This window comes from Bifidobacterium catenulatum PV20-2 (assembly GCF_000800455.1).
GTDB lineage: Bacteria > Actinomycetota > Actinomycetes > Actinomycetales > Bifidobacteriaceae > Bifidobacterium > Bifidobacterium kashiwanohense_A.
In genome coordinates this window covers 1,766,674-1,782,779 of sequence record NZ_CP007456.1, presented here as the reverse complement: position 1 = coordinate 1,782,779, position 16,106 = coordinate 1,766,674, and the positions used below count along the sequence as shown (strand labels likewise).

Here is a 16,106-nt window from a genome sequence, read left to right as displayed (position 1 = left end):
TCTGCATGACTGTACGCCATATAACGCCTTGTAAAAACGTGTGGCGCACAGTCATGGAAAACGATGTATTGGCGGTATTTTCAGGCCAGATTGTCTTGCGTGCCAGCGGTATTGGCCGCAGTGGCCTGTTCCGCCTGTGCTGCGTCAAGCTTGTCGCGTACTTCGCTGAGCAAACTTTGGGCGCGCTTGGCAAGAGCCTCGCCAAGCTCCCACTGGCGCATGGACTGGTCAAGGTTAAGTCCGCCGGCTTCAAGTGCCTGCACGGCCTGAATGAGCTGATCTCGAGCCTCTTCATAAGGCATTTGTGCGATGGCTTCGCGTTCCTTGTCGGTCAGGCTGGATGCGGGGGTGGTTTCGTTGGTCATTGCTACTCCTTCGTTACGGTGGTGACTTCGGACACGATCATGCCGTGCTTCAATGTCATGGTGAGTTGGTCGCCGGTGTTCACGGCGTTCGCATCGTCGATTACATGGCCGTCCGCTCCCTGCACTACCGCATAGCCTCGGTTGAGGGTGGATTGTGGGCTAAGCGCGGTCAGTGAAGCGTGCGCTTTTTCGATGGTGAGACTTGCGTCGTCAAGAATACGTGTCAAGCCGATTCTCATGCGGGTTCTTGCGTCGTCGATGAGACGCTGATGCGGTTCCAGCATGGTGAGCGGCTGTGTAAGGCTTGGACGGTTCGCATAGCCTTCGATCAGTCTTGTTTCATTGTTGACGGTGGCGTCGATGCGCATGCGCATGCGTTCGATGTTCACATTGATGAGTTGCATCTGCTCACGAACGTCTGGCACGACTTTCTTTGCCGCATCCGTTGGCGTGGATGCACGCAAGTCGGCGACCAAATCAAGCAATGTCCAATCATCCTCATGACCGATCGCGGAAATCAACGGCGTATGGGAGGCTGCCGCGGCGCGCACCACACCTTCGTCGGAAAATCCGATCAGATCTTCGAAAGCGCCGCCGCCACGGGCTACAATGATTACATCGACGTCGGGATCGGCATCCATCTGCGCGATCGCCTTGATCACGTCGGAAGGGCACTGCTCACCCTGCACATGCACATGCGTTACTTTGAAATCGACAACAGGCCAACGCAATCTCACATTGGTGATGACATCGCCTTCCGCGCGGGCCTGCGGGGCGCAAATCAGACCGATGCAATGCGGAAACTCTGGTAGTGGCTGCTTGCGGTCGGCGTCGAACAATCCTTCGCCTTTAAGCTTCTTGCGTAATTCGTCGATCATGGCTTTCAGGCTGCCGCCCGCGCCTGCGGCGATGATGGCGTCACCGCGTAAAGACAGGGAGGTGCGTTTCATCCACAGATTCGGTTTGCCGTGGATGATGACACGATCGCCCTGCACGAAAGGAGTGGCTGCTGCGGCGAACTGTCCGAAGCCGTTGACCTCCAACGCAATGTCCTGATAATCATCGCGCAACGTGATGTAGGCACTGCCCTGACGTCTGGTGTTGATCTGTGTGATCTGCCCGGCCACCCAAACCGATGGCCACCGTTCAACGGCCATGTGGAATTTCTCGCTGAGCAGACTTACCGGCCAGGGGTTGTCAGCGGTGGTTTCGCCGGCCAGTCGCGGCAGCGGTTTGCTGTTCGATTGCGCTGCCGGGGGTGTGTAATCCTGGTTCCAAGTCATAGTTCAAGACTCCATCATCTTGCGGACAAATGAAACACATGTTCGAATCGTGTGAGGGTACCCCGCCTTGTATAGTCCCTCTTCGGTGCCTGCGTCAAATCGACACTCGGGCGACACTCCGTGGCGAAACCGTTACCTTTGTCACACAGGTTAAGGAATGGCGGAATCAAGCCAAAAATGGAATATATAGTCTTACTGTCGGCGTGCCGCTACTACATTTAGTGCTGTCTATGGCGTAGAGTCTATGGACGTAGAAAACATATGGCATGCGAAACAAAGCATGAAAACCTGGTCGGATGGGGTCCGACCCGGAAAGGATGATGAATGGAAACGCAGGCTCTGAATGCCGTCTCCGCAACCGTTAAAACGGGAACCGGTAAGGTGCTCGTTGAGAAGCGCGACGGTCGTGTGGTCGACTTCGATCCGATCAACATCATCAGCGCGGTGAAGTCAGCCTTCGCCGACCTTGATAAGAAGATCGGGCCGCAGGAGGAACAGCTGATCCGTGATATCGCCAATCAGGTCGAAGCCGAAATCAAGGATCGTTACAACGGTCCCGCCAAGATCGAAGACATCCAGAATCTCGTTGAACACAGCCTGATTGAAGACCACCTGTACGATGTGGCGCGCACGTACACCAACTACCGTCTGAACAAAGACATCGAACGTGCCAAGGCCACCGACATCAACGAAGCCGTCAAGCGTTTGGTGAACCGTGACGAGGCTCTGGTGCGCGAGAACGCCAACAAGGATTCCAACGTCTACTCCACCCAGCGCGATCTGCTGGCGGGTGCGGTGTCCAAGGCGTCCGCCTTCTCCATGCTGCCGGACGCGGTTTCCAACGCCCATATGAAGGGTGACATCCACTTCCACGACGCCGACTACTCGCCGTTCACCGCACAATCCAACTGCTCTCTGCCGAACTACTGGGATATGCTCGCCAACGGCTTCACCCTCGGCAACGCGCCGATGGGATCGCCGAACAGTATCTCTATCGCTGCCACGCAGATTACCCAGATCATGAAGGACGTGGCTTCCAGCCAATACGGCGGCCAGACCGCCAACCGTGCCGATGAGCACTTCGTTGAATATGCCAGGAAAGATTACGATAAATTCCTTGAGCAGGCCCACGAGATCATGCCTGACGATCTGCCGATTGAAATCGCCGAACGTCAGGTACGCTTGGCCAAGGATGTCGAACCGAAGCGTCTGCATTTCGAAAAGGACCGTCCGGCCCTGCCGATGGACGAGCCGTTTAACAAGGATGCCAGTCGTTTGCAGCAGCTGCGCGAGGTGTGGGCGAAGATCCAGACCCGCAAGGCCATCTACGACGCCATGCAGACCATGGAATACCAGATCAACTCCAATCGTGTGTCGAACGGCCAGACCCCGTTCGTGACCGTTGGCTTCGGTTTGGGCACCGACTGGTTCGCCCGCGAGATTCAACGTGCCATCTTCCTGAACCGTATCCGCGGCCTCGGTTCCGAACACCACACCGCCATTTTCCCGAAGCTCGTGTTCACCATCAAGCATGGTGTGAACGCCGATCCGGGCGATCCGAACTACGATCTGAAGCAGCTCGCCCTCGAATGCGCCACCAAGCGCATGTATCCGGACGTGATCTTCTACGAGAACATCGTGAAGATCACCGGCTCCTTCAAAGCCCCGATGGGATGCCGTTCCTTCTTGCAGGGTTGGATTGATCCGGCGACCGGCAAGGACGTGGAAGACGGACGCATGAACCTTGGCGTCGTCACCGTGAACGTTCCGCGCATTGCACTGGAATCCCACGGCGACAAGGATCGCTTCTGGAAGATCTTCGACGAGCGTATGGCCGTGGCTCATCAGGCATTGCAATTCCGTATCATGCGTTGTAAGCAGGCCGCGCCGGTCAATGCGCCGACCCTGTTCCGTTTCGGAGCCTTCGGTCGCCTCGGCGCCAACGACAGCGTCGACCAGCTGTTCCGCAACGAACGTGCCACCGTTTCCCTGGGCTACATTGGCCTGTATGAGGCGACCAGCGTGTTCTACGGCAAGAACTGGATGCGCGATCACGGCTGGGATCCGCAAGGCAAGGAGTTCGCACTGTCCATCGTCAAGCGCATGAACGAGCTGTGCAAGGAATGGAGCGACGCGGAAGGCTACCACTACTCCGTGTACTCCACGCCGGCCGAATCCCTCACCGACCGCTTCAACCGTATGGACCACGAGAAGTTCGGCGAAGTGGAAGGCGTGACCGACCACGACTTCTACACCAACTCCTTCCACTATCCGGTCTGGCTGCAGCCAACCCCAATGGAAAAGCTCAACTACGAGAAGGACTTCCCGTACTACGCGTCCGGCGGCTTCATCAACTACTGCGAGTTCCCGTGCCTGCAGTCCAACCCCAAGGCACTCGAAGCGGTGTGGGATTACGCCTACAACATCGGCATCGGCTACCTGGGTACGAACACGCCGATCGACCGCTGCTACGATTGCGGATTCCAAGGCGACTTCGAGCCCACTGAGGAAGGTTTCAAGTGCCCGGAGTGCGGCAACTCCGACCCGGACCACTGCAACGTGACCAAGCGCACCTGCGGCTACTTGGGCAACCCGGTGCAGCGCCCGATGGTGCACGGACGTCACGAGGAGATCGCGCACCGCGTCAAGCATATGAGCGGCGAAACTGGTCATGTCACCTTGGGCGACGGTTCCGAACGTGAATGGTTCGAGGAAGCCAAGTAAGAGCCGCATCGGCAGCAAGCATAAACGAAATATGAAAGAGGGTGGGTTTCCACCCTCTTTCATTCTGTGACAATCATGAGGCAATCAGCAATCGCAAAAATGCGACGCAACGGCAAAACGTGAAGGGGCAACGTATGATCAGCAGCGCGAATCCAGCAATTCAACGTCGTGACTTTGCAGCGGACGAAACCAATCGCGGGCCTTTCATCCCCACAACTCGTTCCAACAATCCCAAAGCAGGGCAATGGACCAATCGCATGAGCCGCAATATGATTGCCGACTACAAACGGTTCCTCATGACCGATGGAGAAGGCATCCGATGCTCGCTGTACGTGTCCGGCTGCCCGTTCCATTGCGAGGAATGCTACAACACGTCAATCTGGGATTTCCAAGCCGGCCACGAATATAACGACAAGCTCGAAGCGCAAATCATGGATGACTTAAGCCAATCGTATGTGCAAGGCATCACCTTCCTCGGAGGCGAACCATTGCTCAATACGGGCGTGCTGTTGCCCCTCGCGCGCAAAATCCGCGAACGGTTCGGTAATGCCAAAGACATTTGGTGCTGGACCGGCTATACGTGGGAAGAGCTCATGCGCGAAGGCGAAAGCCCCGACAAGCGCGAACTGCTCGAACTGATCGACATTCTAGTGGACGGCCGTTATATCAAAGAATTACGTGATTCCCTGCTGCAATTCCGCGGAAGCAGCAACCAACGCATCATCGACGTGCCGAAATCACTGGAAAGCGGACAAGTGGTGATTTGGCCGAAATTGCATGATCAAACACGATTCATTCCCGAAATATATGGCAAAGACCGTTCTGCGGGGGAAGGCGGCGCATCTTGACATGGAAATGTTTGGCTGGGTTTGCGATTTCGGCATTCGTCGAGTGTCCGGATGCATAATTAGACACATTGACTGGATTAGTTGTCTAATTTATGCGCTGTTTCTTGCATTTTATGCTGATTGCGAGCATTCACGAAGCGCTTAGGCGTGGGCACAGACTACGATTACATGATTGGATAACCGGGGTAGGGGCTTCCATGCCTGCCATGGGAACGCAGCCCGGCGGATAGAACGATAGAGGTTGATACATGGTTGAAGCAGCAGAAGCCGTGACCGAAACGCACGGCACAAAGCCGTTGCGTGTAGGTCTTGATATCGGTTCCACTACTGTGAAGGCGGTGGTGCTCGATCAGTCCGACGCGCTCGCGGACGCGCTGTTCTCCGATTATCGGCGTCACCACGCGAATGTGCGCGCCACCGTGGCCGGACTACTGGCCGACATCCACAAAGAATTGGAAAAGCTTGGCCGAGGCGACGAGCCGATTCGTCTGGCCATTACCGGTTCAGGCGGTCTTGCTCTTGCAGACAGCCTCGACGTGCCCTTCGTTCAGGAGGTCATCGCCGAAACCGAAGCCATTGACAAGGAATATCCGCAGGCTGACGTGATCATCGAGCTTGGTGGTGAAGACGCAAAAATCACCTATCTCAAGCCGACTCCGGAACAGCGCATGAACGGTTCCTGCGCAGGTGGTACCGGCGCATTTATCGACCAGATGGCAACACTGCTCGACACCGACGCCGCTGGTCTGAACGAAATGGCCGCGCAATACGAAACCCTGTATCCGATCGCATCACGTTGCGGCGTGTTCGCCAAAACCGATTTGCAGCCGCTTATCAACGATGGCGCGGCCAAACCGGATCTGGCCGCATCGATCTTCACCGCAGTGGCCACGCAAACCATTGCAGGCCTTGCCTCCGGACGCCCGATTCACGGAACCGTGATCTTCCTAGGTGGTCCGTTGTTCTTCATGTCCGAGCTGCGAGCCGCGTTCAAGCGGGCGCTCGACGGCAAAGTGGACGAATTCATTGTTCCGACCGATGCTCACCTGTATGTGGCATACGGTGCCGCATTGCAGGCCGATCAGGATGGTGACGACCTTGACTAAGCATTACGAAGCACGAACCTGCGCCGACCTTCTGGCGCGCCTGGACGAACTGGAAAACCTGCCGTCCAACACTCCGACCATGCCTCCGCTGTTCGCTACCGAAGCGGATCGTACCGCATTCAACGAACGACATCATCGCGAGCATATCCATCAAGGCACGCTCGAAGGAGCCCAAGGACCGCACTTCCTGGGCATCGACGCCGGTTCCACCACCATCAAAGCGACGTTGGTGAACGACGATCGAGAAATCGTATGGTCCTCTTATGCGACCAACGAAGGCAGCCCGTTGACGGCAGCCGTGCAAATCGTTAAAAAAATCCAAGCCGAACTACCTGAAGGCGCATGGATCGCACGATCCTGTGCGACCGGCTACGGCGAAGGCCTCATCACCACCGGACTGCACCTTGACGAAGGTGTAGTGGAAACCATGGCTCACTATCGCGGTGCCGAAATGGTAAGCCCGGGCGTTACCGCCGTCATCGATATCGGCGGCCAAGACATGAAATATCTCGCCATCAACGATGGCGTGATCGACTCCATCGCAGTGAACGAAGCATGCTCGTCCGGCTGTGGATCGTTCTTGCAAACGTTTGCCATTTCCATGGGTCTGACCATTCAGGAATTCACCCAAGCGGCACTCAACTCCACCCATCCGGTCGATTTGGGCTCCCGATGCACCGTGTTCATGAACTCGTCCGTGAAGCAGGCGCAAAAGGAAGGCGCGTCCATCGAAGACATCGCCGCAGGCCTGTGCTATTCCGTAGTGCGCAACGCCCTCTACAAGGTAATCAAACTGCGTGATTCCGGTGAACTTGGCGACACCGTGGTAGTGCAGGGCGGCACATTCCTCAACGACGCTGTGCTCCGCGCATTCGAACTGCTCACAGAACGTGAAGTGACCCGACCGAACATCGCAGGACTCATGGGCGCATACGGTGCCGCACTGACCGCACGCATGCACTATGCCGACGAAGCGGAAAATGAAGACGTCGATACCACCGACACCAAAGAAGCGGTGATCGCAGACGTACGCCATACCGCATCGAACATTTTGAGCGGCGAAGAACTCGACAACCTGTCGATGACCTCCGAACGAGACGTGTGCAAACTGTGCCAAAACCACTGCAAGCTCACCATCACCACCTTCCAAGACGGATCCCGTTACGTGACCGGCAACCGCTGCGAACGAGGCGGAGACGCGAAAAAGAAGCGTTCCGATCGTCCGAACCTCTACGACTACAAGTACAAGCGTTGCTTCGCCTACCGCAGACTCACCGACAAGAACGCAACCCGCGGCGAAATCGGCATTCCGCGCGTACTCAACATGTACGAGAACTATCCGTTCTGGTTCACACTGCTCACCTCGCTCGGCTTCAAAGTGATGATTTCCGGACGAAGCTCGCACGAACTGTTCGAAACGGGCATCGAATCCATCGCATCCGAAAACATTTGCTATCCGGCCAAACTTGTGCACGGACACATCAAATGGCTGCTGAACAAGGGTGTGAAAAACATCTTCTACCCGTGCGTCAGCTACGAAGAGAACCTGGTACCCAACACCGACAACCACTACAACTGCCCGGTGGTAGCCAACTATCCCGTGGTCATCGGCGCGAACATGCCCGAACTGCGCGAAGAAGGCATCCGTTACATGCGTCCATACTTCAACATGGCCAACCATGAACTCATGGTCGACCGTATCGTCGAAGAATTCGCTTGGGCCAACGTGACCCGTGAAGAAGCCAAAACCGCAGTCAAAGCGGCATATGCCGAAAACGAAGTCTTCAAGCACGACGTGCAAATGGAAGGCCTCAAGGCACTCGCCTACATGAAGGAACACGACTGCCGAGGCATCGTGCTCGCAGGCCGCCCGTACCATATCGATCCGGAAGTCAACCATGGCATTCCGGAAACCATATGCTCGCTCGGTATGGTGGTATTGTCTGAAGATTCGATCTGCGAACTGCAGCCGGGGGAGAAGCTCAACCTGAGCGAATTCCTCGCCGCCGATGAAGACGATCCACGTAAGAAGAACACAGACGGCTTCCGCCATGTGGAAGACCGCAAGGTCACCAAAATGCCATTGCGCGTCACCAACCAGTGGGCCTACCATTCCCGTCTGTACGCGGCGGCCAATTTCGTCGCTTCGTACCCCGGCCTCGAACTCGTGCAGCTCAACTCCTTCGGCTGCGGTCTTGACGCAATCACCACCGACCAGGTGGGCGAAATCCTCGCCGACAAGGCTGACGTGTACACCATGCTGAAAATCGACGAAGTCTCCAATCTGGGCGCGGCGAAAATCCGCCTTCGCTCACTCAAGGCAGCCGTCGAAGAGCGTGAACGCAACCATCGCCGCGCTCTGGCCGGTGCCGTGCCCGGCAAGCAGGATCAGCCGGTGCAATCGGATGCTGTGGCTGAAGCGAAAGCCAAGCTGGAAATGGCTCAGGCGCAGCTCGCCGAAGCGCAGGCCCAGCTTGAATCCGCCGAAGCCGGTGCCAAGCGTGGCGAATTCCGCAAGACCGGAACGGAAGCGCCGACTCCGGGCCGTCAAGTCATGCTTGATACCGTGATGAAAGCCAATCCGAAACTCACCGAAGCCGTTAAAGCCGCATCCAAGCGTGCCGCGGAAAACGGCATCGGCGAAGTGAAGAAGTCCGCGCACAATTCCGCCACCATGTCGAAATACGCCAACCGCGTGCCATTCGGCAAAGACATGAAGGACTACACCATCGTGGCTCCGCAGATGAGCCCGATCCACTTCTCCCTAGTGGAATCCGTGATCCGCTCCGGCGGCTACAAGTTCGACATTCTCGAACACGCCAGCCGCGAAAACGTGGAAACCGGCCTGAAATACGTCAACAACGACGCCTGCTACCCGGCCATCATGGTTATCGGTCAGCTCGTGGACGCGATTTTGGACGGCAAATACGATCCGGAACACACCGCGCTCGCCATCACACAGACCGGCGGCATGTGCCGAGCCACAAACTATTTCGGCCTGATTCGCAAGGCGCTGATCGATGCCGGATATCCGCAAATTCCAGTAATCGCCATTTCCACGCAAGGCATTGAAGACAATCCGGGCTTCAAAGCGACGCCGGCATTGATTCATCGCGTCATCAAGGCGCTCATCATCGGCGACCTGCTGATGAAATGCCTGTACCGCGTGCGCCCATATGAGGTGACGCCTGGTAGTGCGAATCAGCTGTACAAGACTTGGAACACCATCGTGCGTGAAACGCTCGAGAACCACGGTCGCTCGAAGACGGCACGTAAGTTCATCGGCAAGGGATACCTGCCATATTCGACGCTCGTCAAAGAAATCGTCAAATCGTTCGACGCGCTGCCGTTGAAGGACGAACCGCGCAAGGTGCGCGTCGGCGTGGTGGGCGAGATTCTCGTTAAGTACCAGCCGGACGCCAACAACCATGTGGTCGACGTGATCGAATCGCAGAATTGCGAGGCTGTGGTGCCGGGCATCATGGAATTCATGACCACCCGCCCGTACATTTCCGACTGGAACGAGCATTACCTCGGCATGGGCGGCAACAAGCTTGGCTACGCGCTGATGCGCAAGGCGCTTGACTTGTACAACGCTCCCGTACGCAAGGCGATAGATTTGGCACACGGCAAGTTCTCCCAGGACCTGCCGATGCCGGAACTGGTCAAGAAGGCCGACGAGGTCACTTCCGTGGGCGTGCAGGCTGGCGAAGGCTGGCTGCTGACTGCGGAAATCCTTGAACTCATCGAATCCGGTTGCCCGAACGTGATTTGTGCGCAGCCGTTCGCCTGCCTGCCGAACCACGTGACCGGCCGAGGTATGTTCGGCAAGATTCGCCGCCTGCATCCGGAAGCCAACATCGTGTCCATCGACTACGATCCGGGCGCATCCGAAGCGAACCAGCTCAACCGTATCAAACTGATGATCGCAGCCGCCAAGAAGGCTCACAAGGCCGCGCGACAGGGTGGAGCGGCGCAAAGCGAAAAATCCGCCTGATCATAGGCGGATAAATCAATAAGCACTGACTGGAATTGACTAACATACCGACGCTGACAACATCTTCAGCGTCGGTATTTTCATTTGATGTATACAAACAATTCTTCAAAATAGTGGTAATTGCTTCTGACTTTATTGACAGCTGTTAATTATTATTGGTCGTCTTTGCAGAGCATGTCTGTTTTAATCGAAATTGTGTATTCGATTCGGGATACGCAAGAGTTGGCTATCAGTTTTTCGTATAGCAATCGCGCCGTGCTCATCAATGAGTTTCGATAGGATTGCCAACATGACAACGCCACGAATTTCTTATGCACACCTGCTTACCGAGCCGAATCCGAAGCATGTGGAAAGTCTGGTCAAGTTCTTCGAATCAGGCTGCCAAGAACGCGGAACCGGCGGTTTCGGTGTGGAAATCGAGCATCTGCCGGTACATAACAGCGATGATACCGCCGTGAACTATTACGAGGAGAACGGCATCGAGGCGTTACTGAACCGTATTCGCCCGTATTACGACGAAAGCAAGGAATACTGGGAGAACGGCAGGCTTGTTGGCCTTGGCCGCGAAGGTATTTCCGTGTCGCTTGAGCCGGGCGGTCAGCTGGAATGCTCGCTGGGCATTCTGCACAAGCCGGAAGATCTGCGCACGATTTACGGAGCGTTCCGCCGCGAAGTCGATCCTGTGCTTGACGATCTCGGCTTTCGCTTGGTCAATTACGGGTATCAGCCGAAGTCCGGCTATGCCGACATTCCCGTCAATCCGAAGGACCGTTACAAGGCGATGACCGCGTATTTGGGGCGCGTCGGCCAGTTCGGTCCGTGCATGATGCGTTGCTCCGCTTCGACGCAGGTCAGCATCGACTATGTTTCCGAACAGGATGCGATTTCTAAACTGCGTTTGGGCACGGTGGTCGGCCCGATTCTCGCCTGGTTCTTCCGTAACACCCCGTATTTCGAGGGGCAGGAGAACCCGTATCCGTTGCTGCGCCAACGCATGTGGGATTATTTGGATTTGCAGCGCACGAACGTTATTCCGGGATTGTTTGACCCTCGCTTCGGTTGGGAGGATTATGCGGTTGACGTGTTGAGCACGCCGATGATGTTCGCTGATCTGACGCACACTCCGGAAGCGTTGGAAACTCCCGGAACTGATCTGCATCATCCTGCATTCTATGAGAATGCTAACGACGTGTATCCTGATCGAGAACTCAACGCATATGAGATCAATCATGTGATTTCCACGCATTTCAATGATGTCCGTCTGAAGAACTTCATTGAATTCCGTCACTGGGATTCACTGCCGATAGCGCGTGCGGAACGACTGACGGAAATCATCGGATCGCTGTTCTATGATCCAACGAACCGTGAGCGTCTCGAATCGTATTTCGATGGCATTCGCGAGGAAGACGTGCTTGAGGCGAAGGCGAACCTGCAGGCGCGTGGACATCAGGCCGCTCCGTATGGCAATTCGCTGGAATTCTGGCAGGAATTCTTAGGGCTCGAAGGTGTGCTTGCCGACGAGCCCGGCGATCCAAAGCATCCTGACGTGTTCCAGAAGTAAAACTGCTTTTTGAATTTTTTTGGTTGGCTGAGGCTGACTGAATGTGATCTCGAAGTGGTTTTGAATGTAATTTCGAGCTGGTCTGTTGAAGATCGGCTCGTTTTTATGTGGCGATTGGAAATGCTGTGTTTTGATACGATTTCGCCTGTCTAATGAACGGTAGATAGTACACTGTTCCGTATGGGTAATGAGGGGAAGAAGCGCGTTCGGAAATCGCCTGAGGAACGTAAGAAGGAAATCATAGCTGCGGCGAGCCGTCTTATCGGGGAAAAGGGGTATTACGGTACATCGTTGAAAGATATTGCTGATGCGATTGGCATGAGCCAGCCTGGATTGCTGCATTACATCGGCAACAAGGAACGGTTGCTGTCGCTGTTGGTCACCGACAATTACGATCAGGAGGGTACTCCTGCTGATTTTGCGAAGTCGGGACTACCCGGCAGTGATCCGGAAGGCATGCTATTCCCCGCCTACTTGCGATTCTTGGTTCGCTACAATGCGAGCCGACGCAGCTTGTTGCAGCTATACATGGTGTTGGAAACCGAGTCGTTCAGCGAGGATCATCCGTTGCATGACTATTTCGAGAATCGACCGAAATACGTGTGGGAGCATTATTCGAGTTTTACTTGGAAGCTGCCGCCTGAAATTGGTGGTTGGGAGAATATGCGGGCATACGTGAGGCAAAGTTTGGAGGCAATGGACGGCATTCAGTTGCGTTGGCTCCGCCAGCCGCCCATTGACTTCTACGACGAATGGCTTGTCTTCGAAAAGATGATTTTCCCCTCGCCCATCTGGGACGGCTACCGCTAAGCCGCATGACTCCCTCAGCGTCCTTGGAAGAATAGGGACGCTAAAAGGCGCATAAATGGGGTGATTCCTCCTCTGACTGGAAGTTTTAGAGCCGTGTGTGGTGGTGTTGTGAGAGCCTGATTGGCCTGTATCTCGCCTATATATGGCGGGTCAAGTAGGTGAAAAGGCCTTTTAATACCCCTGAACTGGCTTTGTTCCGGGAAGGTCTGCCATATATAGTCGAGATGTCTCCTGTCGGATCCGTGATTCTGCCATATATAAGCGAGTTATGGGTGAAATGTTGGGTTTGAAGCGTGTTTGAGGCAGCGTGAACGGCTGCCAGGTGTAGTGGTGCTGTCATCTGAAGATGACAAGAGGTGATGGAATGGGCGGTCGGGAAATGGGGATGGACATAATGGTGCCGTAGGAATCTGTAGCGTATGAAGATCGGCATTGTATGTTCCAAAGAACCAAGTCAGATAAGAAGAAGCAGCGGTTTGCGTTGCTCATCACTGCGTGCATTATCGCAGCTCTAATTATTGTTGCGTTTGTGGGGTTTTTCCTCCAGGGGACAGTGGAAAAGCATCGTGATGATGTTGGCGGAGCTTACGATTTGTTGCAAAATGTCGAAAGTAAGCCTTCAAATGCCACGAAGCAAGGTGGTTTGGCGTCTTTCGTAGGCTCAGAGGAGCAAGCTCCCACGGTGGAGATCTATTTGGATCCTTTGTGCCCGGCATGTGGGCAGGTTGATCGAATTCTTAACGATACGCTCGAAAAAATGTATGAAGAAGGGCAAATCAAAATAGAAATTCATCCTCTGAACTTTTTGGATGGAAAATCGACGGACACCTACTCGAGTAGAGTGTCGAGCGCTATTGCTTATATTTCGGAACATGATCCCGAACATATTATCAAGTTTATTGCGAAAATATATGATGAAAGCAATCAACCATCAGAAGTAAATTACGCACCAGTTCCAGATAAAGAAATAATTCAATGGGCGAAAGAGGCCGGTGTGCCTTCCTCGATAGCGAAGAAGAGTGTTGATGGACGGTATGTTCGATGGGTGACGTACGCTACGAATTACACAATCACGAGAGATGATTTGATTGCTGTTGGCAAGGAAGGATTCGCAACTCCTCTGATACGTATCGATGGCAACATATGGTCCATGGATGGTCTTTCGCTTGATGATTTATCGAATGATTTCGTGCATGAATTAACGTCGAAAAAGAGTGAAATCGGGAACTCAATCAGGAATTAGAATTACAACCGTGAGTTGAGATGTTTGATTGAGTTGATGCAGCAGGCTGAGTGAAATATTGAAGAATTATGCTTTGCATGCGGGCGGCAATGTGTGTAGGTAGGCGAATGCATGTATGTAGGTAAGCGAATACGAATCGGCATCGTGGATAATGACAAACTCACGCTTGGCGTCATGAAGCTGATGGTCGAACGGATTCTTCCGCTGGCGGATGTGTGCTGGACTGCGTCTGATGGTGCGACGGCGGTACGAAAGGGTCTTGATCCAAAAACGCAACTTGATGTGTTACTGGTGGATATGTCTTTGGAGGGGATGAGTGGTTGTGATGTTTGCCGCTGTATTCGCGTGGAAACCGCTCGCATCGCGCTGGTGGGCATGACGGCTTTCTCTCTGGAACGCTACGGCGCGTCCGCGTTGGAAAACGGAGCGGATTGCCTTGTTGACAAGGCGGATGTGAGAGGCCTTTGCCAGACTTTGTGTGAACTTGCGAACGGTCGGCGTCCGAATGCTGAATATGTGTCTTCTGAAAATGCGCAGGAGTCACATGAAAGACTGCTGAATGAAGGGTGGAAAGAGGGTGTTTGCGAGGCGTTTTCGCAGCGGGAGAGGGAAGTGATGCAGCTGTGCGTTTTGTGTTTCACCTCAAAAGAAATTAGTGCCAAGCTTGGTATTGGGGAGCCTACTGTGAAAACGTACGTCCGAAGAGTCATGAGGAAATTGGGCGCTAAGAACAGAACGCAGGCGGTGATTCGATGGATGGAAATGGATGGGCGTGAAAACTGACAAGCTGAAGTCGTTGGCGTCGTGGTGCGTTAATCATGTTCAATACTTGCTGATAGTGGTTTGCGTTGCCATGACTGTTGCGGAAACGTTGATATTCCCTCCCGTAGGTGCGGCGACAACTTTGTTCGTGTGCGTGCATGTGTTGTCTCTTGTATTGATGCCATGGAGACCCCGTGTGTGCTGCAATATTGTGCTTTTGACTTTTGTGGCATGCTGTTTCATTCCTGATGATGGCGGACCCAGTCTTTTGTGGGGGACTTGGCTGGCTTTGGGATATGTGGGAATGCGGATCACATCGTGGTGGGGCGTGCTGTATCCGTTGGCGGTGTCGACGGTTCGAATGTGGCGGTTTAATGCTGACGGTGTGCCGTTGAACGAGTACGTCATGCTGATTTTTGTTATGTTTTTCGCATTTTTTATTGGAAAATCACTCGCGTGGAAAGAATTTGTTGATCAGGCTCGGCGAAATGAACTGAAATATGAGAAGCTCAGCCAGCATATTGAATATTTGCGTAGGGAACATATGTTGGCTGGTCGAATTCATGATTCAATCGCAGGTAATTTGACATATATGGCGATTGTGCTGGATGGATTTATGTTGGATGCTGAGAATCCGTCCGACAAACATGAGATGAGAAAGTTGCGAACGCTTGTTGTTGAAACCTTGCATGAGGTGCGGGATGTTGTTGACATGATGCATGGCAGCGATCGGCAAGAGTCTAAACAGGATGAACACGCTTACCTTGCTGAATTACGGGGTATCGGCGGACAGGGGGATGCTTTTTTACGAGAACTTGGATTTCATGGGCAGACGAAAATAGAGATAGATAATTTGAATAATCTTGACGGTAATTATGTTCGAGAGATTCTTTCTTTAGTTCATGAATTGTATACAAATATTGCCGTGCATGGGAGTCCTGAGGGCACGTACTACATTGCTGTTGGTGTGCATGATGATAATTGGGTTCATGTGGATTCGGTGAATGATGTTTCATTACGAAGTTTGTTTCCTGATAAGCCGTTGTCGAAAAAGGGTTTGGCTTTGCGTAAGCGTTGGATTGAATCTGTAGGAGGATTTGTTCGAACGTCTTCCGAGGGGGATACGTGGCATTTTCATGCCTGTTTCCCTGTCGCAATGGCGGGTGATGTGTTGAAATTTGCTGGTGGGCAGCAATGATGCAGCGATGAAGTGTTTGGCGCATTTGTTGGTGCTGATTTGGGTATTTGTCGACTAAGGAAATGTTTTATCTAATAGTTGTTAGGTAAGACACGCCTGAAATTATGCGGTTCTTGACAACTAAATTGGGAAGATCTAGATTTCTTATATCTAATGGCTGTTAGATACGAATGTTCTAAGGATATGTTCCGGAGATATCGCAGGCAATA

At 53.8% G+C, this 16,106-nt stretch carries 9 protein-coding genes and 2 pseudogenes; 9 read left to right on the top strand and 2 right to left on the bottom strand.

Annotated elements, in window-relative coordinates:
* Positions 1-80: 80 nt before the first annotated feature.
* Together AH68_RS07770 and xseA are read right to left on the bottom strand one after the other, a co-directional pair.
* Positions 81-365, bottom strand: a complete 285-nt coding sequence (locus AH68_RS07770) for an exodeoxyribonuclease VII small subunit (protein WP_039199115.1) — start codon at positions 363-365, stop codon at positions 81-83.
* Positions 366-367: 2 nt separating this feature from the next.
* Positions 368-1,648, bottom strand: a complete 1,281-nt coding sequence (xseA, locus tag AH68_RS07765; RefSeq protein ID WP_039199114.1) for an exodeoxyribonuclease VII large subunit — start codon at positions 1,646-1,648, stop codon at positions 368-370.
* 324 nt (positions 1,649-1,972) lie between these two features.
* Between xseA and nrdD the strand changes: the two genes are divergently transcribed.
* The 9 genes and pseudogenes from nrdD to AH68_RS07720 all read left to right on the top strand — a co-directional run bounded on the left by nrdD (position 1,973) and on the right by AH68_RS07720 (position 15,897).
* Positions 1,973-4,372 (top strand): anaerobic ribonucleoside-triphosphate reductase, encoded by a 2,400-nt coding sequence (gene nrdD, locus AH68_RS07760; protein ID WP_039199113.1) that lies wholly within the window; start codon positions 1,973-1,975, stop codon positions 4,370-4,372.
* Between the two features lie 134 nt (positions 4,373-4,506).
* Positions 4,507-5,220 (top strand): anaerobic ribonucleoside-triphosphate reductase activating protein, encoded by a 714-nt coding sequence (gene nrdG, locus AH68_RS07755; protein WP_081995909.1) that lies wholly within the window; start codon positions 4,507-4,509, stop codon positions 5,218-5,220.
* A gap of 234 nt (positions 5,221-5,454) precedes the next feature.
* A pseudogene (locus AH68_RS07745) lies at positions 5,455-8,955 on the top strand (acyl-CoA dehydratase activase-related protein); the annotation flags it as partial.
* 15 nt (positions 8,956-8,970) lie between these two features.
* Positions 8,971-10,323, top strand: a pseudogene (locus tag AH68_RS11295) (activase); the annotation flags it as partial.
* Positions 10,324-10,612: 289 nt separating this feature from the next.
* On the top strand, positions 10,613-11,884 hold the full coding sequence (locus AH68_RS07740; protein WP_039199111.1) for a glutamate-cysteine ligase family protein: 1,272 nt from the start codon (positions 10,613-10,615) through the stop codon (positions 11,882-11,884).
* Between the two features lie 180 nt (positions 11,885-12,064).
* Positions 12,065-12,694 carry a TetR/AcrR family transcriptional regulator gene (locus AH68_RS07735; RefSeq protein ID WP_039199110.1) on the top strand — a complete coding sequence of 210 codons (630 nt, stop codon included), beginning with the start codon at positions 12,065-12,067 and terminating at the stop codon, positions 12,692-12,694.
* Between the two features lie 436 nt (positions 12,695-13,130).
* Positions 13,131-13,937, top strand: a complete 807-nt coding sequence (locus AH68_RS07730; RefSeq protein WP_039199109.1) for a DsbA family protein — start codon at positions 13,131-13,133, stop codon at positions 13,935-13,937.
* Positions 13,938-14,048: 111 nt separating this feature from the next.
* On the top strand, positions 14,049-14,720 hold the full coding sequence (locus AH68_RS07725) for a response regulator transcription factor (protein ID WP_039199107.1): 672 nt from the start codon (positions 14,049-14,051) through the stop codon (positions 14,718-14,720).
* Positions 14,704-15,897: a histidine kinase gene (locus tag AH68_RS07720; RefSeq protein WP_052189192.1), complete on the top strand. Its 1,194-nt coding sequence runs from the start codon at positions 14,704-14,706 to the stop codon at positions 15,895-15,897. Before AH68_RS07725 ends, AH68_RS07720 begins: the two co-directional genes overlap by 17 nt.
* Positions 15,898-16,106: the final 209 nt, after the last annotated feature.

Coding starts and splice junctions, on each gene's coding strand:
- AH68_RS07770 (WP_039199115.1), bottom strand. CDS start 365: ATGACCAACGAAACCACCCCCGCATCCAGCCTGACCGACAAGGAACGC.
- xseA (WP_039199114.1), bottom strand. CDS start 1,648: ATGACTTGGAACCAGGATTACACACCCCCGGCAGCGCAATCGAACAGC.
- nrdD (WP_039199113.1), top strand. CDS start 1,973: ATGGAAACGCAGGCTCTGAATGCCGTCTCCGCAACCGTTAAAACGGGA.
- nrdG (WP_081995909.1), top strand. CDS start 4,507: ATGATCAGCAGCGCGAATCCAGCAATTCAACGTCGTGACTTTGCAGCG.
- AH68_RS07740 (WP_039199111.1), top strand. CDS start 10,613: ATGACAACGCCACGAATTTCTTATGCACACCTGCTTACCGAGCCGAAT.
- AH68_RS07735 (WP_039199110.1), top strand. CDS start 12,065: ATGGGTAATGAGGGGAAGAAGCGCGTTCGGAAATCGCCTGAGGAACGT.
- AH68_RS07730 (WP_039199109.1), top strand. CDS start 13,131: ATGTTCCAAAGAACCAAGTCAGATAAGAAGAAGCAGCGGTTTGCGTTG.
- AH68_RS07725 (WP_039199107.1), top strand. CDS start 14,049: ATGTATGTAGGTAAGCGAATACGAATCGGCATCGTGGATAATGACAAA.
- AH68_RS07720 (WP_052189192.1), top strand. CDS start 14,704: ATGGGCGTGAAAACTGACAAGCTGAAGTCGTTGGCGTCGTGGTGCGTT.